Origin of the sequence: Chryseobacterium gambrini, assembly GCF_027920505.1 — a bacterium.
GTDB lineage: Bacteria > Bacteroidota > Bacteroidia > Flavobacteriales > Weeksellaceae > Chryseobacterium > Chryseobacterium gambrini.
Genome location: NZ_CP115857.1, coordinates 1,179,289 through 1,198,814, shown reverse-complemented (window position 1 = coordinate 1,198,814; position 19,526 = coordinate 1,179,289). Strand labels below are relative to the sequence as shown.

14 protein-coding genes are annotated in these 19,526 nt (G+C 36.5%); 8 read left to right on the top strand and 6 right to left on the bottom strand.

The features are described from left to right. Window positions 1-138: 138 nt before the first annotated feature. Both PFY09_RS05260 and PFY09_RS05255 read left to right on the top strand, forming a co-directional pair. On the top strand, window positions 139-2,760 hold the full coding sequence (locus tag PFY09_RS05260) for a glycoside hydrolase family 3 N-terminal domain-containing protein (protein ID WP_271161683.1): 2,622 nt from the start codon (window positions 139-141) through the stop codon (window positions 2,758-2,760). Window positions 2,761-2,853: 93 nt separating this feature from the next. Then, a complete protein-coding gene (locus PFY09_RS05255; RefSeq protein WP_076396587.1) occupies window positions 2,854-3,114 on the top strand; it encodes a hypothetical protein in 261 nt (86 codons plus the stop codon). 190 nt (window positions 3,115-3,304) lie between these two features. Here the strand turns inward: PFY09_RS05255 and PFY09_RS05250 are convergent, their stop codons facing one another. Beyond that, on the bottom strand, window positions 3,305-4,189 hold the full coding sequence (locus tag PFY09_RS05250; RefSeq protein WP_271161682.1) for a hypothetical protein: 885 nt from the start codon (window positions 4,187-4,189) through the stop codon (window positions 3,305-3,307). Between the two features lie 288 nt (window positions 4,190-4,477). Here PFY09_RS05250 and lpdA point away from each other — a divergent pair, with 288 nt between their 5' ends. The 4 genes from lpdA to PFY09_RS05230 all read left to right on the top strand — a co-directional run bounded on the left by lpdA (window position 4,478) and on the right by PFY09_RS05230 (window position 8,807). Next, the gene (lpdA, locus tag PFY09_RS05245; RefSeq protein WP_271161681.1) at window positions 4,478-5,866 is read left to right on the top strand and encodes a dihydrolipoyl dehydrogenase; all 1,389 of its coding nucleotides are present in this window, start codon (window positions 4,478-4,480) and stop codon (window positions 5,864-5,866) included. A gap of 667 nt (window positions 5,867-6,533) precedes the next feature. After that, window positions 6,534-7,148 (top strand): PH domain-containing protein, encoded by a 615-nt coding sequence (locus tag PFY09_RS05240; RefSeq protein WP_185205357.1) that lies wholly within the window; start codon window positions 6,534-6,536, stop codon window positions 7,146-7,148. A 56-nt stretch (window positions 7,149-7,204) separates the two neighbouring features. Then, window positions 7,205-7,795 carry a hypothetical protein gene (locus PFY09_RS05235; RefSeq protein ID WP_271161680.1) on the top strand — a complete coding sequence of 197 codons (591 nt, stop codon included), beginning with the start codon at window positions 7,205-7,207 and terminating at the stop codon, window positions 7,793-7,795. A 205-nt stretch (window positions 7,796-8,000) separates the two neighbouring features. Further along, window positions 8,001-8,807 (top strand): patatin-like phospholipase family protein, encoded by an 807-nt coding sequence (locus tag PFY09_RS05230; RefSeq protein ID WP_271161679.1) that lies wholly within the window; start codon window positions 8,001-8,003, stop codon window positions 8,805-8,807. 107 nt (window positions 8,808-8,914) lie between these two features. Here PFY09_RS05230 and ade read toward each other — a convergent pair whose 3' ends face one another. After that, entirely contained in the window at window positions 8,915-10,549 is a 1,635-nt protein-coding gene (gene ade, locus PFY09_RS05225) for an adenine deaminase (RefSeq protein WP_271161678.1), read from the bottom strand. A gap of 550 nt (window positions 10,550-11,099) precedes the next feature. Then, window positions 11,100-11,531: a hypothetical protein gene (locus PFY09_RS05220; protein WP_271161677.1), complete on the bottom strand. Its 432-nt coding sequence runs from the start codon at window positions 11,529-11,531 to the stop codon at window positions 11,100-11,102. 451 nt (window positions 11,532-11,982) lie between these two features. Between PFY09_RS05220 and PFY09_RS05215 the strand changes: the two genes are divergently transcribed. Then, window positions 11,983-13,920 carry an SPFH domain-containing protein gene (locus tag PFY09_RS05215; protein ID WP_271161676.1) on the top strand — a complete coding sequence of 646 codons (1,938 nt, stop codon included), beginning with the start codon at window positions 11,983-11,985 and terminating at the stop codon, window positions 13,918-13,920. Between the two features lie 161 nt (window positions 13,921-14,081). Here PFY09_RS05215 and PFY09_RS05210 read toward each other — a convergent pair whose 3' ends face one another. The 3 genes from PFY09_RS05210 to PFY09_RS05200 all read right to left on the bottom strand — a co-directional run bounded on the left by PFY09_RS05210 (window position 14,082) and on the right by PFY09_RS05200 (window position 16,826). Then, window positions 14,082-14,777, bottom strand: a complete 696-nt coding sequence (locus tag PFY09_RS05210) for an ABC transporter ATP-binding protein (RefSeq protein WP_214590216.1) — start codon at window positions 14,775-14,777, stop codon at window positions 14,082-14,084. 84 nt (window positions 14,778-14,861) lie between these two features. After that, the gene (locus tag PFY09_RS05205) at window positions 14,862-15,437 is read right to left on the bottom strand and encodes a hypothetical protein (protein WP_271161675.1); all 576 of its coding nucleotides are present in this window, start codon (window positions 15,435-15,437) and stop codon (window positions 14,862-14,864) included. Between the two features lie 456 nt (window positions 15,438-15,893). Next, a complete protein-coding gene (locus tag PFY09_RS05200) occupies window positions 15,894-16,826 on the bottom strand; it encodes a LacI family DNA-binding transcriptional regulator (protein WP_271161674.1) in 933 nt (310 codons plus the stop codon). 243 nt (window positions 16,827-17,069) lie between these two features. Here PFY09_RS05200 and PFY09_RS05195 point away from each other — a divergent pair, with 243 nt between their 5' ends. Continuing rightward, window positions 17,070-19,493, top strand: a complete 2,424-nt coding sequence (locus tag PFY09_RS05195; protein WP_271161673.1) for a TonB-dependent siderophore receptor — start codon at window positions 17,070-17,072, stop codon at window positions 19,491-19,493. The last annotated feature ends 33 nt before the right edge of the window (window positions 19,494-19,526 follow it).

Genomic DNA, 19,526 nt, shown 5'->3' with positions numbered 1-19,526 from the left:
AGGATTAAATTTTAATTTTTAGCGGAGAGTTCCAAGTCTTGAATTTTTGGTTCTTTTGTTTTAAGACAAAAGAACAATAATTAAATCAAATTATATATGTTCTTTAAATTTCGTTTTAACATCATAGCAATCTCATTATTGAGCACAACATTTATTACAGCTCAAAAACCATTATACAAAGACCCCAAACAGCCTGTTGAAGCGAGAGTTCAGGACTTGTTGAAACGCATGACACCCGAAGAAAAATTCTGGCAGTGCTTCATGATTCCCGGAGATTTGGATAATGTTCCGAAAGATCAGTATTCCCACGGAATCTTCGGTTTGCAGGTAAGCGCAGGAAATCAGGGAGGCGGAGTTGCGGGACAAATGCTGAAATACAATGCCAATGAAGACGCAGAAAGACTCGCAAAAAAAATAAATGCCATTCAAAAATATTTTGTGGAAGAATCGCGACTGGGAATCCCGACAATTCCCTTTGATGAAGCTTTGCACGGACTGATGCGTGAAGGAGCAACTGCTTTTCCACAAGCAATTGGTTTGTCGGCAACCTTCAATCCTGAGATGATGAAAGAAGTTTCAACAGCCATTGCAAAAGAATCCAAACTGAGAGGAATCCGTCAGATTTTAACGCCGGTTGTCAATTTAGCAAGCGATGTACGATGGGGCAGAACAGAAGAAACATATGGTGAAGATCCGTTTCTGACTTCCGTGATGGGTGTCAATTTCGTCAGTTCCTTTGAAAATCAGGGAATCATCACCACTCCGAAACACTTTTTAGCTAATGTTGGAGAGGGTGGAAGAGATTCATATCCGATTCATTGGAGTAAAAGATATCTGGAGGAAACCCATTTAATTCCTTTTCAGAAAGCCTTTCAACAGGGAAAAAGCCGTTCGGTAATGACTTCCTACAATTTACTTGACGGAAGACCTTCAACGGCAAATCATTGGCTGTTAACAGAGAAATTAAAAAAAGACTGGAATTTTAAAGGATTTGTTATCAGCGATGCAAGTGCAGTCGGAGGAGCAAATGTATTACATTTTACGGCAAAAGATTACGATGATGCTTCTGCACAGGCGATCAATGCAGGACTTGACGTGATTTTCCAGACAGAATATCAACATTATAAACTTTTTATTCCTCCGTTTTTAGATGGAAGAATTTCTCAGGAAAGAATTGATGATGCAGTCGCGAGAGTTTTGAGGGCAAAATTTGAACTCGGTTTGTTTGAAAATCCTTACATCTCTAATAAAGATATAGAACAATTAAAGAAAATCAATCACAAAAAATTAGCGGAAAAAGCTGCGGCAGAATCTTTTGTTTTGCTTCAGAATAATCATCAGACGCTTCCGATTTCGGAAAAATATAAAAAGATTTTAGTCGTCGGGACAGATGCTGCAGATGCAAGATTAGGCGGTTATTCGGGGCCGGGAAATAAAAAGGTCAGCATTTTGGACGGAATTAAAAATTTAGCTGAAAATAAAAATATCGAAGTCCTTTATTCAAAAGGAATCGACTGGAATATGAAAGATTTTCTGACGGTTCCTGCTGAAGTTTTGTCTTCTGAAAATCAAAAAGGTCTAAAAGGAAGCTACTTTTCAGATTCAGAATTAAAAGGAAAACCTGAATTTGAAAAACAGGACGAACAGATCAATTTCAAATGGACTTTGTATTCTCCCAATCCTGAAAAACTGCAGCCCGACAATTACAGCGTTCGGTGGACAGGAAAACTCGAAGCCCCAAAATCGGGAAAATATCAGTTAGGACTAAGAGGAAACGATGGTTTCCGATTGTTTTTAAACGGTTCATTGTTAATTGACAATTGGGAAAAACTCAGTTATTCCACCAAAACCGTTGAGGTAGACTTTACTAAAGGCCAGAAATATGATATTGTGGTTGAATTTCACGAAAACAGGGGAGAAGCCAATATTGAACTGATCTGGAACTATGGCTTACAAGACTACCGGAAAGATTTTAATGATGCGTTGAAGCATGCTCAGAATGCAGATTACATCATTGTTACAGCCGGAATTCATGAAGGTGAATTTCAGGATCGCTCTTCGTTAAGTCTTCCCGGGAATCAGGAAAAATTCATCCATGAAATATCAAAATTAAATAAACCGACAACAGTTGTTTTAGTGGGTGGTTCTGCCATAAAAACAACAGATTGGAAAGATAAGGTAGGAGCCATTCTGGAGGTCTGGTATCCCGGAGAAGAAGGCGGAAACGCAGTGGCAAAAGTGCTTTTCGGAGCAGAAAATCCATCAGGAAAACTGCCAATAACCTTTCCGGTTGAAGAAGGTCAGTTGCCTTTGACGTACAACCATCATCCTACAGGACGCGGAAACGACTATTACGATCTGAGCGGCGAACCGTTGTATCCTTTCGGTTTTGGATTAAGCTATACCACTTTTGAAATCTCAGATTTAGAGTTAAATAAAACAAAATATTCTGAAAATGATACAATTGTGGCAAAAGTGACTGTGAAAAATACAGGTTCGAAAGCAGGAAGCGAAGTCGTTCAGTTGTATGTAAAAGATCTGTTGGCTTCGGTTTCCAGACCAGTTATTGAGTTGAAAGGTTTTCAGAAAGTGTATTTGAAACCGGGAGAATCTAAACAGATTTCGATTGAAATTCCGGTGAAAGAATTACAGTTTTTAGATGAAAAAATGAACTGGATCGTGGAAAAGGGAACGTACAGAATCTTTGTCGGAAACTCTTCCAAAAATCTTCCTTTGAAACAGAATGTTGAGGTTGAGTAGTCTGGCGTAAAAAAATTATGGTATGAAATGTGTAATATTTAAACCGAACAGGAATGAATTTCATGATAAATTCATTCAAAAAAAGTAAATATTATGAAAAAGTTATTTATATCAACCGTTTTATTAGTGGGATTATCAATGAATGCTTACGGACAGAAACGTCCACCTGCACCTCCACATCCTTCAAAAAGTGAGTTGATCAGCAGCAAATCGAGAGAACTTGACAGAAGATATAAAGCTGAGAAAAAAGCAATTATGAATCATCCGCTTGCGACCAAAAAAATGAAGCAGGATCAGTTAAGAGCTTTAAATGAAAAGTACCAGAGTCAGAAGAGATTACTAAGAAAAATGTAATTTCCGAATACAATAAAAACAGGCTATCCAATGCAGATAGCCTGTTTTTTATGTTCTAACCTAAGGAATAAAAATCAAAGATTTTTAAAAACTATTGTGAGCTTTTTCATTTATAATGGTCAGCTTTAAATAAAAGTTTAGTTCATCTTTGGTGACTTTTTGCGGTTAAAAAAAAGTGTAAACAGACTTATTAATAAACCTTTCTTGCAAGCAATAGATTTAAAAGAAATGTTCCGGTCCAGTTACTGTTGTTGGAGCCGTTGTTTCCTATAAAATCCACACGCGCAACAGAAACCGTAAGTCTCGTTTTACCAGAAGTTCCGTTATTGGCAAGGCTTACAAAAGAAGCAATGAAAACATCCGGAAAACTAGAATTGTTTCCTGCGGTAAGCGAAGGATTCATATTGGTAATATTAAAAGGAGTTCCCTGATACTCGTAAACCAGAGTCATTCTGCTCGCATTGGAAAAACCTGTTCCTACCGAGAACGATGTAGATGCTTTGCTGATGACCCACCACGCATCAGTTCCTGTTCCCGTATCATATGCTGTATTAGAATGTCCGGTCCAGTCGGCAACCGGAGCTGTTCCCGAAGCGTGCGGCGGTATCGAAAGCTGTGTTCCGTAGATTTCCACATTATTAGGCTTCGGAAGCGTGATAAAAGAAAGATCCCATGTTCCTCCGGTAGTGTTGCTGTTATTTACCACTTCTGCATACGCTCCTGTAGGAATGATAAATGTAGAAACCGGAGTATTGTCTATTCTTAGCGTATTTCCTCCTGAAGCCTGTAAAGTAATATTGAAAGCAGATATATTTTTTATCTTATAAATTCTTCCCGTAAAACTTGAGGCTCCGGAACCGATTACCGGCAGCGTAAACGTAGAATTGGCAGTGCCATTATAAGTGATGTAATGATCGTTGGCAACGATGGAATAAGCAGTTGCAGTCACCTGCCTGTAATTAGCGCTTACAGATCCGTTAATGTCTAATGTGCTGGTTGGTAAGTTTTTACTGATTCCAACTTGAGCGTTGGCGAGAAATCCGCACATCACAAAAATCGAAAAAATCTTTTTCATACATATAAATTTTATTTGATTATTTCAAATGTATTAAAATTTTAATATAAATTTTTATTTTTGACTATCATTTTTAATAGTTTTAATAAATTATGTTGATAATATTAATCTAATAGCGGCTTTAATGAATATTTTAAAATATTTTCTGATTTTATATTTTTATTTTAAACTTCAGCGATTACAACTTCTGATGATGAAAAATAGTAAACAAAACCTTCCGTGATCAATTTCGTCAGAATGCCATACATCCGATATTTTTCCTTAAATTCGCATAAAAATTTTAAACTAATGAATTACGATATTATTGTCATCGGAAGTGGTCCTGGCGGATACGTTACAGCAATCAGAGCGGCACAATTAGGTTTCAAAACAGCAATCATTGAAAAAGAAAATTTAGGAGGAATCTGCCTTAACTGGGGATGTATTCCTACGAAAGCTTTATTGAAATCGGCTCAGGTTTTTCATTATATCAACCATGCTGAAGATTATGGTTTGAACAAAGTGAAAGCAAGTTTTGAGTTTCCAAACGTAATTCAGAGAAGCCGTGGCGTTGCATCGAAGATGAGCAAAGGGATTGAATTCCTGATGAAGAAAAATAAAATCGACGTTATCCTTGGAACTGCAAAAGTACAGAAAGGTAAAAAAGTTTCTGTTACAGATAAAGAAGGAAAAGTAACTGAGTATACAGGAACACACATCATTATCGCAACAGGAGCACGTTCAAGAGAATTACCGAACTTACCACAGGACGGTAAAAAAGTAATCGGATACAGACAGGCATTGTCTCTTCCTGAGCAGCCAAAATCTATGATTGTTGTAGGTTCCGGAGCTATCGGGGTAGAATTTGCCGATTTCTATAACACGATGGGGACAAAAGTAACCGTTGTTGAATTTATGCCAAACATCGTCCCTGTAGAAGACGAAGAAATTTCTAAACACTTAGAAAAATCTCTGAAAAAATCAGGAATCGAGATCATGACCAATGCTTCCGTAGAAAGCGTTGATACAAGCGGAGAAGGCGTAAAAGCTACCGTAAAAACAGCAAAAGGAAACATCGTTCTTGAAGCTGATATCTTATTATCTGCTGTTGGTATCGCCGCAAACATCGAGAACATCGGTCTTGAAGAAGTGGGAATCCAGACAGATAAAGGAAGAGTTTTGGTCAACGAATGGTACGAAACTTCAGTTCCGGGTTATTATGCAATCGGAGACATCATCCCTACACAGGCTTTGGCACACGTTGCTTCAGCAGAAGGAATTACCTGTGTTGAAAAAATCAAAGGAATGCACGTTGAGAAAATCGACTATGGCAATATTCCGGGATGTACATACTGTCACCCTGAAGTAGCTTCAGTAGGTCTTACAGAAAAGCAGGCGAAAGAAAAAGGATACGAAATTAAAGTAGGTAAATTCCCTCTTTCTGCAAGTGGAAAAGCAACGGCAAACGGAAATACGGATGGTTTCATCAAAGTTATTTTCGATGCTAAATACGGAGAGTGGTTAGGATGCCACATGATCGGAGAAGGTGTTACAGACATGGTTGCAGAAGCGGTTGTTGCCAGAAAACTGGAAACTACAGGTCATGAAATCATCAAATCTATTCACCCGCACCCGACAGTTTCTGAAGCCATTATGGAAGCTGCAGCGGCTGCGTATGGTGAAGTAATTCACATTTAATTTTTCACTTTGTCAAAGTTGAAAATCTTTGACAAAGTTTAACAATATCAAAACCACAGATCAGTAGTCTGTGGTTTTTCTTTTTGAAAGAGCCTGTTTCATTTTGACATTTAAAATTTTTATATTTTAAACGCAAAGTTTTAATTCAATTTTACACATTATTCTTAGAAAGCAAAGGCAAATAAAATTTGCTTCACGAAGCCTGAAAATAGTGCTTCATCAAATCAACTTCTTGATTCTTCTTTGCTTACTTAAATAATTAACCTCAGTTCGGGATAAGAAATAAATTTAAATAATTGATTTATAGTATTATATTAATTTGTCGCAAAGAAAAACAAAAGAATTTTTTTACTTATTGAATGTTTGCAAGCTAAACAAAGGCACTTCGTTTATTTAAAAAAGGCAAAAATGGTATTACTTTGATCAGTTTTACGCCTTTCTATATCTTAAAAGCTGAATTCCTGATAATTGAATCTCTTTGTTTAACCTTGCGTTTAAGAAGACTTATCCGAACTCAGGTAATTAAATCTTTAAATAAAAACTTTGCGTCAGAAAATGAATGAAATTTTTGAATATTTAATCAAATTTAAACACTCTTTAAGATGATTTTTTTGATTTTATCTCAGTTATTTTCTTATTTTAGTCAGTCAATAAATACAAATAAACTATGTTTAAAAAATTAGCTGCGGAAGCTTTAGGATTGGGAGACATCGGTAAAATCATTCCTTCTCAGGATTATGATAAAGTAGACTCAGACGATTATATCCTTTCCGAAGATAACGAGAAAATTTTCTTTTTAATTAAATCAAAAAGAGACGAATACTGCTTTACCAACAGAGCTTTGATCCACATCGACGGAGCCAGTGCTTTGGATAAAAAAAGAGTCTTGAAGAGATACGAATATTATCAGTTTCCTTTCTCGAATATTGCTTTACAGACGGCGGGAACCATCGATCTTGATGTAGAAATTTCTTTCAATATCGGGAATGTTCCAATGATGATCAGCGTTGCAAAAGGTCAGATTGATCAGTTGAAAGATCTGTATAAAGCACTTTTGGCGATTCAGCAGGAAGTTCACCACAATCATTCTTTGCTGAATTTCTCTAACGACAGCATCCAGAAAGCCATCACCACAGTAGCTTCCGGAAAACAGGAAAACGTTTCCAAAAGTCAGGAACTAAGAGCCATCAACGAATATATTTTTGCATGGAATACCAACAGTTTTGATAAATACAATCAGAAAGATTTTTCAAGAATTTTTGAAAAATATATTAATAATTAAAAATAAATTTAGATAATATGCCCGGAAATTTGCCGGGCTTTTTTAAACCGCCATTCATGAAAAAAATCATTTTTTTGCTGCTTTTTGTATGCTTTAGCTTTTCATTTTCTCAGAACAAAGACGATAAAAGATATTTTCCTGTGGAGTACATTCTGAAAACATCCAGCGATACCATCAAAACGAAGATCAGAAATGTAGGTAAATTTTCCAATACAAAATATTATGTAGCCACGGTGTTACTTAAGATGAAAATGAGGGATTCTTCAGGATCTGAAACGTGGGTGGAACCAAAAGATGTTGAATACATTAAGATTACCGATGAAAATAATACCATCCATGAATATTATGCTTCTGCCGGGAAAATGGTTTTTGACAATGGTTTTGTAGAAATTTTGTACGAAGGCAAAAATATGAACTGGTACAGATTTTTTCCTCACGGCGGCTTAAAATTTGTTGGAACAGATTTCTTAATCGACGGCAGAAACCGAAAAATCATCAATGAATCCGGATTTTTCAATCCCAGTATTAAAAATAGCCTGAAAGTAAGATTTGCAGCTTATCCGGATCTTCTCGCTATGATAGATTCCTGGAAAACAGATGACGATCTTCTGAAAATTCTTCAGTTGTATGATAAAAAAGTGGGTTAAATTATTTCTTATTGAAGAAAACCTCTTTTAAAAAAGTTTTACATTAAATACTTAATACTAAAAGTCATTATAATTTTCTGGTTAAATAAGACCAGATCATCAATATTCATTTAAGCATAATTTTATTTGTGTTAAAATAATGCAAAATCACCACATTTAGAAAAATTAATCTCTATTTATCGACTTGTTTTCTTAATTTTAATCTATGGAATTTGGGAAAGTTGGGCTTGTTTTATCGGGTGGCGGAACAAAAGGGATCGCGCATGCCGGAGTTTTAAAATTTTTAGCGGAAAAAAATATCAATATTGATGTTCTTTCGTGCTGCAGCGCAGGTTCCATTGTAGGCTGCCTTCATGCAGTGGGTAAAACGCCCGAGGAAATTTTAGAATTTTTCAATTCGGTTTACTTTTTCAACTGGAAACATTTTGCATTCAATCAGCCCGGCTTGGTTTCTTCGGTGATTTTCAGAAATTATCTCAATCCTATTTTCGGCGAAATGAAACTGGGCGATCTCGATAAAGACGTAAGAATTGTGGCAACAGAATTGGTAAGAGGAACCGAAAAAATCTTTGAAAAAAGTTTTAAAATCGTTGATGCCATTATTGCTTCATGCTCCATTCCCGGAGTGACGACTCCTTATATTATTGATGATGAAATGTACTGTGACGGAGGAGTACTGAATAATTTTCCCGCAGACATCATCAGAGACGATTGCGATAAGCTGATCGGAGTCTTCGTTTCTCCCCCACAAGATGTCAAAATCAATGATTTAAAATCAATTAAAGCCATTGTTTCCCGTTCGTACGATCTGCTTTCCTACCGTATCGAAAGAATTAAATTCGATCACTGCGACTGGTTTATCTCATCACAGGAACTTTCCACCTACGGAACATTCGAAAGACGGAAAGACCGTCTCGAACAGATTTTTAACATTGGCTACAACGCTGCAAAAGAAAGCTTTAACGAAAGCCGTTTTTATGCTAATCTGGAAAACGAGAAAAGAATTGTTTAAACCAATTTCAGAATTAACCGTAAAAGGAGCAAATAATGTTAAAGCGAGATCAGCTTTAAATAAAAGTTGAGTTCATCTTTTTTTGCCTTTTGCGGTTAAATAAGAGTTTAAACAGACTTGATAAAAACATCCGTAAACTCGAAACTTTTTCCGTTGAAAAGCCCTTTGTCACTCAGTTTCAGTTCAGGAATAACCAAAAGTGCCATGAATGACAAACTCATGTAAGGCGCTCGTAATCTGCTTCCTAATTCCTTTGCGCGACGGTCTAATCTAATATAAGCTTCTGCTACTTTTTCCGCAGGAAGATTCGTCATAATTCCCGCAATCGGAAGTTCCAGAACCATTTCTTCCTCATCATGAGCAAGAGAAATCCCACCTTTCGCCTGAATAATCAGGTTCACAGCTTTGCAGATATCATCGTCATTCGTTCCCACCACTACAATATTATGACAGTCATGCGCAACACACGAGGCAATCGCTCCGTTTTTTAAGCCTATGTTTTTGATGAAAGCTGTTGCAACAGGAGCATCCTGATAACGGTTCACTACCGCAATTTTCAGAATGTCATTTTCAGGATCAGATTCTGCAAAACCATTAATGTTTAAAGCTTCTGCGTGAATTTCTTTGGTAATCAGTTGCCCGTCCAGCGTTTCAATCACACGAATTTTCTCACCTTCACTTTTTATCTTAAAATCTGAAGGGCTTTTTAAACTGCAATGAAAATTATTCACTATCGGAGCTTCAACAGCTTCAATAAACGATTCCCCGTTTTCTGAAACCAATGCTCCGTTGATGTACGTTTTTAAAATCGTAAAATCCTTTAGATTATCAATTTCTATAAAATCTGCACTGTCTCCGGTCTGCAATAACCCGATCGGTAAATTGTAATGTTTAACCACATTATATGAAGAAGCACGCAGCACATCGTACAAATCATAACCCAAATTCAGCGCTCGTTTTACATGGTCGTTGATGTGAGATTCCAGCAAATTATCAGGATGCTTATCGTCACAGCAAAACATGATCTGATCCGGAAAATCTTTTAACAAAGGAATTAAAGTATCAAAGTTTTTCGCCGCACTTCCTTCACGAATCATCACTTTTACCCCAAACTGAAGTTTTTCCAGCGCTTCCTGATAACCAAAACATTCATGATCCGTTGAAATTCCCGCACTGAAATAAGATTTCATTTCTTCCCCCATTAATCCCGGAGCATGACCGTCAATCGGCTTGTTATGTTTTTTCGCAGATTCCAGCTTTTTCAGAACCTCCTCATCTTTATAAATAACCCCCGGAAAATTCATCATTTCAGCCAGATATACAATTTCTTTCTTGCTTAAAAGCCCATCAATATCACCCGAATCAATCACCGCACCTGCTGTCTCAAAATGGGTCGCAGGAACGCACGATGGAGCCCCGAAATAGAAATGAAACGGTACTTTCCGAGCATTTTCAATCATATAATCTACCCCTGAAACTCCCAAAACATTGGCAATTTCATGAGGATCTGAAATCGTTCCCACCGTTCCGTGCTTTACCGCAATCTTTGCAAACTCAGACGGAACCAGCATACTGCTTTCAATATGAACGTGTGCATCAATAAATCCGGGCAGAACATACGTATCCTGCTTTTCTGAAATTCTTTGTATTGAGCTGATTCTGTTGTCTTTAATAATGATTTCAGCAGGGTAGGTTTCCCTTGCAACGATGTCGATCAGATTCGATTTAATGGTAAAAGCCATTGGATATTGATTATTTTAAGTGAATTTACCAAAATAATAGAAATAATACCATTTTTTCTGTACATAAAATATTCCGTAAATAATATCTGTGCAGCAGAAAAAGAAAATGCAGATGCAGAACTCCGAAGGAGTTCAATTTTTTAAAATAACTTTAATGATGGAAAAACAGATAAGATAACCTTAACCTTAATCTCAACCTCAAACATAACCTTTCCGATCCATATCTTTTTTTGAAGCTTTTTCCCACTTTCGCTACTCGCTTTTTTAGAATTTCGGCGGCAGCGAAGCTGCCGCCGAAATTCTAAAAAGAGCTCAGACATGCCGCTCAATTGGGGCTAGAAATCAGTCATCCATTCACTATTTCAACAATAGCATCAATAGATAACTCCCCCAAAATAAAAACTACAGCTTTATCTATCTATCGGTTTTTATCTTTCACCAGAAAAGTAAAACCCTTTATAGTTCATAAAAATTTAAACAATTTTCCATTGTTTTAAAAAAACAAAAAAATTCCTGACGGTGAAGTCAGGAACTAAATATATTATTGAAATTAATTTTTGACAACGTAACCATCCTGATTAACAATTTTTTTGCCGTTTCTGTCGGTTACCATTAAAGTATACGGAGCTTTTTTCGCCGAACTCGTTAAATAATTTCTCCAGATCTGGTAAGTATATCCGTTATTATTAAACACATAGTAATAATTTCCGCCCGTTCCATCCGGAATTAATTCTCCGTCCGTAATAATCATACTCGGTTTCGAAGTCACCTTTCCGTTGGCTGCCCACGATTGATACAGATAATTTCCGTTCGGTTGCTTATCAATTTTTATTTTAAACTTTTTCGTTTTAAAAATAAATGATTTCGGAACCTTTTCCTGTTGATAATGGATTTTTGAAACCGGATTTTCATTAAAAGCTGCTGCCTGTACCAATGAAAACTGTGCGATACAAAATACTCCTAATAAAATTTTTCTGATCATTTTCGATGTATATTACACAAAAAATTAATCAAATTTAAAGCCAATTTATAACGATAGGGTTCGTTTTTCGTTTAATTTCACATTAAAAACCACCTGATTTTGATTAAAAAATAATATCGCTATAAAAATAATTATATTGATTATCAGTTAATTAATAAATATTCAGAAAAATATTTAATTTTTTTGAAACAAGTAAATATTTTTCTTGCGTACATTTGTATCATCAAAAGGATCTCGTTCCTTTCTTATCAAAATGAAACTAATTAACTTTAAGTTTTTTCTTTTAAAAGTATCAGAAATCATCTTCACGATTTTCAATACTTCTCCTCCTGCACTTTCTTAATTTTTACGAAAGAATTATCATATAATTCGTACTCTGTTTTTCTTTTATGAAAAAATAGAGCACAATTTCTGTTTTCAAATTTAATCAAACAAAAAAAACAAACAAACTATGGAATTAGGTTTTCATGGCTGGATGATTCCGGTCGTTATTGCACTATTGTGCATCATTTTTTACAAATTTATCTTAAGAATTTTCTTTGGATTAGTGATTGTTCCACAAGACAGAATTGGCTTGGTCACCAAAAAATTCGTGCTTGTCGGTAAGCAGGAACTTCCCGAAGGAAGAATCATCGCTACCAACGGAGAAGCCGGTTTTCAGGCACAGACTTTAGCTCCCGGAGTTTATTTCGGAAAATGGATATGGCAATATTCTATTGATTTTCAGCCTTTCACCGTAATTCCCACAGGAAAAATAGGCTTACTTCTTGCCAAAGACGGGGTAGAACTGGAAACCGGAAGAATTTTAGGAAGAAAGGTAGACTGCGATTCTTTTCAGGATGCAGAAGCCTTTTTAAAGAATGGAGGAAGAAAAGGCCGTCAAACCGCAATTATTGCTCCCGGATCTTACAGAATCAATACCTTATTGTTTGAAATCGAACTTACTGACATGACTCAGATTCCCGATAATGCAGTGGGAATTATCACAACCATGGAAGGAAGTCCGTTGGAAGAAGGACAGATTGCCGGAAAAATCATCAACGACCATAATAAATTTCAGGATGTTGATACTTTTTTAAACAGCGGTGGTTACAAAGGTCTTCAGGAACAGGTGATTTTGGCGGGTTCATATTTCTTAAACCCTTGGTTTACAAAAGTTGAGATGGTAAAAATGACGGAAATTCCGATCGGTCATGTTGGAGTCATTATCAGCTATGTAGGAGAAGAAGGGCAGGATTTGAGTGGGGTAGACTTTAAACACGGAAATATTGTAGAAAAAGGGCACAAAGGAGTTTGGGCAGAACCTATCGGTCCCGGAAAATATCCGATTAACCCTTACATTATGAAAGTGGAACTTGTTCCGACAACCAATTTAGTTTTAAACTGGGCTTACGAAAGAAGCGAATCTCACCAACTGGATAAAAATCTTTCTACGATTACCGTTCGAAGCAAAGACGGATTCCCTTTCAACTTGGATGTTTCGCAGATTATACATATTCCGACATATGAAGCGCCAAAAGTGATTGCCCGTTTCGGAAATATGATCAATCTGGTAAGTCAGGTTTTGGAACCTACCATTGGAAATTACTTCAGAAACTCTGCGCAGGATAGCGATGTAATTGCCTTTTTAGGAACCCGTAAAGAAAGACAGCAGTCAGCCAAAGATCATATCAGCAGTGTTTTGGAACAATATAATGTAAATGCCGTTGATACTTTGATTGGAGCTATTGTTCCTCCTGAAAGTCTGATGAAAACTTTAACAGACAGAAAGTTAGCAGAAGAACAGAAAATTACTTACGAAACTGAAATGCTTGCTCAGGAAACCAGACAGGCTCTGGAAAAAGAAACCGCTGTTGCTGATATGCAGAAAGAAATTGTAAAAGCAGATCAGGGCGTTGTGATTGCAGAAAGAATTGCCGATGCATCCGTGAAAAAAGCAACCGGAGACGCCAATTCCGTAAGATTACAGGCAACTGCGGAAGGAGACAGATTAAAACTTTTAGCAACCGGTGAAGCAGAAAAAACAAGACTTCTCGCAAAAGCCGAAGCCGAAAAAATCGAATTACTGGCAAAAGCAAGTGCAGAACAGATTTCATTAACAGGTAATGCAGAAGCGGAAAAAATCCTTGCTATTGGTAAATCCAATGCGGAATCTTACAAATTGTCTGTGGAAGCAATGGGCGGAAATAATTTCACCCAGCTAAAGATCATGGAAAATATTGCCAGCCAAAACGTAAGAATTATGCCTGAAGTGTTGATCGGCGGAAACGGAGATTCAGCAAACGGAGGAATCAGCGGACTTTTGGGATTACAGCTTTTGGAGCAGGTTCAGAAGAAAAATTTAGAAACGGTTCCTGCGACTGAGGAAAAAGGTGATAACCATGCTTAATAATTTCTGTCAGAATCAGATCAAAAAAAACACAACATCATATATATTCAAAGTACAGAAATTTTTTCTGCTTCACTTTAAAAACTTTTAACCATTCTATATATCTTTTGCCGGATTTCGGTGCAAAAGAGGAAAGCTCCAGATTTTGGAGCTTTTTCCTTTTATGCGGTATAGTTTGCAAATGCTTCTTCCAGACTTTCAAACTTGCCTTTAAATTCGTCAATCGGGCAGTCCTGCAGAATATTTCCTTTATGGATAAGGATCACGCGCGAGCAAAGTGCTTCCACTTCCTGCATGATGTGCGTGGAAAGTAAAACCGTTTTTTGTTGACCGATTTCTTTCACCACATTTCGGATTTCGATGATCTGGTTCGGATCCAGTCCGTTCGTAGGTTCATCCAGAATCAAAAGATCAGGCTGATGAATAATTGCCTGTGCAAGGCCTACTCTCTGTTTGTATCCTTTGGAAAGCTGACCGATCTTTTTAGATTTTTCAGGCGTAATTCCTACGAGCTCAATCACTTCATCTACCCTTGAAGCCGGTATTTTATGAATATTGGCAACAAACTGTAGATATTCTTTTACATACATTTCCAGATACAGTGGATTGTTTTCAGGAAGGAAACCGATCTTCTTCTTGCTTTCGATCTCGTTTTCCGTGATGTTTTTTCCGTTAAAAATTATTTCGCCTTCATCAATTTTCAGTGCGCCGACAATAGATTTCATTAAAGTAGATTTTCCGGCTCCGTTCGGACCCAAAAGACCGATAATTTCATTTTTATCAATGGAAACGTTAATGTTGTTCAGAGCAGTCTGCTCACCAAATTTTTTGGTTAAATTGTTTATTTGAAGAGACATAATTTCGTAATGATCTTTTTGCAAAAATAAAATAAAAAAACTCATCCGTATGAATGAGTTGATGCAATATTTTAAAAAATTTAATTATTTTTTCGACTTCTTACCTGTACCGGAAGCAGATGGTTCTGCGGCTGGTTGAACTGCAGCTTGTTGCGGATTGGAAGCACTCATTGTCTGAGCATTATTCTTGGTTCCGGGTTTTTCATAAAGCGCAGATTTTCCGTTGGTTCTGCCAAAGATTTTATCAATCTGTTTTTTGGTCAGAAGCTGGGATTTTCCTACGAATTTTCTGTTTTTGTTGATATACTGGATAAACTGAACAGTAGGAGTACCATAGTTTTTCTCAAAATGCAGTTCGATAATATCGTTTGGAAGTTCCAGAATGATATTTCCTACAGGAATGTCGATAAATCCGTTTTCAATAATTTCATAAAGTCCGGAAACGTCTTTATTAAGATTCTGAAAAGAAAATGATCTGAAAGTATTAAGGTTGGCGGTGTTCAGATCCTGATAATTGAAAGTAAATTTATCATCTTTTTTATATAAACCTACGGCATTATCTTTACCAATTTCTATCAGAGTTTCGTTTTTCAACACCTTGATCTGTGAGGAAACTGAAATACCGAACATACATACAAATAGTAGAATTATTTTTCTCATGGGTTGATTTTTAATGCTATATAATCTGGTATTCTAAATTAACAAATAAAAACGCGAAAAAGTATTTTTTACTCCCTCAAAACAAATGTAACAATTTTTTTTAATATCTGTTAAAAGGAATTAATAGATAAAATTTATTCTTTTTAGCGTGAATTATATTAAATATTTGAAATTTAATTGTTTATAAAATTAAATTTTAAATTTGTTAATTAATTGATAATTCTTAAAATAGAATTTTGTATTTCATAATATTTTAAAAATCAATCACTTTACCCGATTATAAAAGCAATGCTTTAAATAATTTGTTAGCGAAAACTGTTTAAAATTCAGGGATTGAAATTATTGGCTTAAAAAGAGAAAAGTCCGGAAGGAGTAGAGCTGTTTTTTTCATTTCGTGTACGTTTATTTTCAGGCAAATTTAGCAAAAATAATCTATGAAAATCCTGTTATCCGCGATTACCTGTTATTTTTAATAAGCTGCAACAGCTTGGAAGCCGCCATCGTTCCCATACTGAACCCGTCGTTGATGATGCATTCGTAAGATTCATCAAGATATTTCGGAAGCGTGCCTTCGGTTATCGCAATTACTTTTACATCCGAAGTCTGTACCTTCTTTTTGATAAGAGAACTGTGAAGTCCGGCAAGCGTTTCGTCACTCATAGCAAAGTAACCGTCAAACTGTTCATAGTCCAGAATAATGTTCAGCTTTTCCTTTACGCTTTCTGCAGACTCACAAAAAATAACCTTGCATTCCATTTGCGGATATTCTTTCAGCTTTTGAAGGAAAAAATCCCTTCTAGTTTGGGTGATGTCCAGATTTTCATCCCCAAAAATGGCAAGAATTTTTTTGCACTTATTATTGGCAAGCTTTTCAGCGGCCTTTTCCACATTCAGTTTATTATCAAAAATAATCTGTTCAAAAGAACTCTGAGAAATCGTTTTATCAAACATCACTACAGGAACTTCTATCTCCTTTATTCTGTTCAGGTGAGAAAGATCTTTCGTCTGCCTTGTAAGAGAAATAAGAATTCCGTCCACACGCGAGTTGATGCAGGTAATGATGTTTTCTTCCTCCATTCCCACAGATTCTTCAGAGGACAATACAAAAAAATGATACCCTTCCTTATGCAGCACCGAAGAAATTCCTCTTATAATAGAAGGAATAAAAAACATCGACATTTCCGGAATGATGAGCCCGATAACTTTTGAAGATTTTTTCCTGAAGTTGATCGCAAAATCATTTGGAATATAGTTAAAAGTTTCTGCAGCCTCCTTTACTCTTTGCTTTACGGCATTGCTGATATCGGGGTGATCTTTAAGCGCTCTGGATACTGTAGATACACTGATATTGAGCATTTCTGCGAGGTCTTTTATAGTGACTCTTTTCATTTTTAAGTTAATTGAGGCAATTTTTGGGTTAATTTAGTGATGTTTCGAGGTTAAATTTAAGTTAAAAAATGTTAATATTTTGTTTTAAAAAGTTAATAAAAAGTTAAAATTTTAAGAAGTTATCCACCGCAAACGTTTGCGCAAACGTTTGAAATTAATATAAATTTAACACAAACCAAAAACTACATTTTGAATATGTTAAAAAAAATACTTTTAGACCATAATTAAAAACTCTTAAAAATTATGGAATCAAAAATTTTTACCAGATTGCTCATTTTCGGCGCGATGAATACAGCAGCCTTTATGTTTTCTCAGAGCACAGAAAATGATACAATTACAAGAGGTAAAGCAATCGATGAGGTAGTTATCACAGGTAACTCCAATCCTAAAGCTTCTATTAAAACAAGTACTTCTATTTCTACCTTAAAAATGAAAGATATAGAAAATGCTGCTCCAAGAACAACTGCCGAAATTTTCCGTACTATTCCGGGAATCCGTTCAGAATCTTCGGGTGGGGAAGGAAACTCCAATATTACGGTAAGAGGGGTTCCTGTTTCAGCAGGAGGTTCCAGATATCTATTGATTCAGGAAGACGGTTTACCGGTAATGCAGTTCGGAGATATCGCATTCGGAACACAGGATCAGTTTACAAGATTCGATTCTTTTGTTTCCAGAGTGGAAGCGTTAAGAGGAGGTTCTGCCTCTGTTTTTGCAAGCAATTCTCCAGCGGGGATCATCAACTTCATCACGAAGACCGGAGAAAAAGAAGGCGGAAGCATCACACAGCAGTTAGGATTAAACTATAAAAACTACAGAACAGATTTCGACTACGGAACGCAAATCGCAGATAATACGTTTTTAGCTTTGGGAGGATTCTACAGAATCGGGGACGGACCAAGAAAAACAGGATTCAATTCCAATAACGGAGGACAGTTCAGAGTATCTTTGCTGAAAAAGTTCGAGAAAGGAAGCTTCAGAATTTATGCTAAACTTCTGGATGACAGAACTGCCGCGTATATGCCGATGCCGGTTGCGGTTTCAGGAACAGATGCAGATCCGAAATGGTCTTCTTTATCCAATTATAACATCCTGAATGGTGCTTTACAGACGATCAATCTTCAACACGACAGAACATTAGGAAACGACGGTAATATTTTCAACAGCGATGTTTCAGACGGAATGCATTCCATTTCAAAAACCATTGGTGCAGAATTCAATTATGACCTTGGAGAAGGATGGAAATTTGAAGAAAAAATCCGTTATTCCGCAAACAACGGACAGTTTATCGCACCTTTCCCTGCAAGTGTAAGCAAAGGAAGCGATTTCTTTACGGCGGCTAACTTTACCAATTTCGGAAGTGCAGTGTATTCAGGAACCAATACTCCGGTGGATATGAATGCTTATTACATGAAAATAGCACTTTTCAATGTAAAGCTTAACAACTTCAATAATTTTGTGAATGATTTTAACATCAGCAAAAAATGGAGTAATGTAAAATTCAACGCAGGATTGTACAAAGCTACCCAAAACATTAATATGGACTGGATGTGGAACAACTACATTCAGGAAGTAAGCGACAGCAATGCAAGATTGGTAGATGTTAAAAACCTTTCAGGAACTTTCATTACAGATCAGGGTTTACTTAACTATGGAATGAAAGACTGGGGGAACTTAAAAAGAAATTACAATACGAAATATGACATTACTGCGCCTCACGCACAGATCGAAATCAACGCAACCGATAAATTAACCATCGATGCCGGTGCAAGATATGATATCGGAAAAGTAACAGGAACTTTTTCAGGAGGAACCGTTACCTATACAAGCCGCGATATGAACGGAAACGGGGTAATTGATATTCCTGAACAGTTGGTAGGTTCTAACGACAATATCAATGTTCCTGTAAACTACAGATACGGAATTTTCGGATATTCAGTAGGTGCTAACTATGCTTTAAACAGTAAAAACGCCGTATTTGCAAGAGTGAGCCAGGGTGGAAGTGCTTCTGCGGACAGAATTTTATTCTCCGGATACAATTATACCAATAATGATGATCCTGCATTGGATGCTGTAAAAGTAAACAAAGTAAATCAGGTGGAAGCCGGTTACAAACTGAGAGGAGCAGGATATTTCCTTAATACAACACTTTTCTATGCAGGAACTAAGGAAGCGAATTACGAAGCGACTACACAGAGAAAAACAGAAAACAAATACGAGTCCCTTGGGGTAGAATTGGACGGATATTACAGAATTACAAAAGGTTTTGACATAAAAGCAGGACTTACCTATACTCACGCGGAAATTAAAAACGCACTGGATCCTACCATCGTTGGAAACACGCCTAGAAGAACACCTAAATTCATGTACTCCGTAAACCCTAACTTCAGCGTAGATAAACTGAATGTTGGTTTCTATTTAATCGGAGCAACAAAAGCTTACACTCAGGATTCAAACAAATTAATTATGCCTGGTTATGCGATTGTAAACCCTTATATTTCTTACCAGCTGATGAAAAATCTTTCGGTTAGCGTAAATGCAAACAACATTTTCAACACGATTGCAGTTACAGAAGCTGAAGAAGGATCTATCACGGGAGGAAACGGAATCGTAAGAGCAAGAACGCTTCCGGGAAGCAGCTACAGCGCAAGTGTAAAATTTGACTTTTAATACTTTTACCTCTAAATGTGGAATGAATGAAAG

Excerpts from the sequence above, each read along its gene's own strand:
- PFY09_RS05215 (WP_271161676.1), top strand. The coding sequence starts at position 11,983 with ATGGAATTAGGTTTTCATGGCTGGATGATTCCGGTCGTTATTGCACTA.
- lpdA (WP_271161681.1), top strand. The coding sequence starts at position 4,478 with ATGAATTACGATATTATTGTCATCGGAAGTGGTCCTGGCGGATACGTT.
- PFY09_RS05205 (WP_271161675.1), bottom strand. The coding sequence starts at position 15,437 with ATGAGAAAAATAATTCTACTATTTGTATGTATGTTCGGTATTTCAGTT.
- PFY09_RS05200 (WP_271161674.1), bottom strand. The coding sequence starts at position 16,826 with ATGAAAAGAGTCACTATAAAAGACCTCGCAGAAATGCTCAATATCAGT.
- ade (WP_271161678.1), bottom strand. The coding sequence starts at position 10,549 with ATGGCTTTTACCATTAAATCGAATCTGATCGACATCGTTGCAAGGGAA.
- PFY09_RS05210 (WP_214590216.1), bottom strand. The coding sequence starts at position 14,777 with ATGTCTCTTCAAATAAACAATTTAACCAAAAAATTTGGTGAGCAGACT.
- PFY09_RS05230 (WP_271161679.1), top strand. The coding sequence starts at position 8,001 with ATGGAATTTGGGAAAGTTGGGCTTGTTTTATCGGGTGGCGGAACAAAA.
- PFY09_RS05240 (WP_185205357.1), top strand. The coding sequence starts at position 6,534 with ATGTTTAAAAAATTAGCTGCGGAAGCTTTAGGATTGGGAGACATCGGT.
- PFY09_RS05250 (WP_271161682.1), bottom strand. The coding sequence starts at position 4,189 with ATGAAAAAGATTTTTTCGATTTTTGTGATGTGCGGATTTCTCGCCAAC.
- PFY09_RS05195 (WP_271161673.1), top strand. The coding sequence starts at position 17,070 with ATGGAATCAAAAATTTTTACCAGATTGCTCATTTTCGGCGCGATGAAT.
- PFY09_RS05255 (WP_076396587.1), top strand. The coding sequence starts at position 2,854 with ATGAAAAAGTTATTTATATCAACCGTTTTATTAGTGGGATTATCAATG.
- PFY09_RS05235 (WP_271161680.1), top strand. The coding sequence starts at position 7,205 with ATGAAAAAAATCATTTTTTTGCTGCTTTTTGTATGCTTTAGCTTTTCA.
- PFY09_RS05220 (WP_271161677.1), bottom strand. The coding sequence starts at position 11,531 with ATGATCAGAAAAATTTTATTAGGAGTATTTTGTATCGCACAGTTTTCA.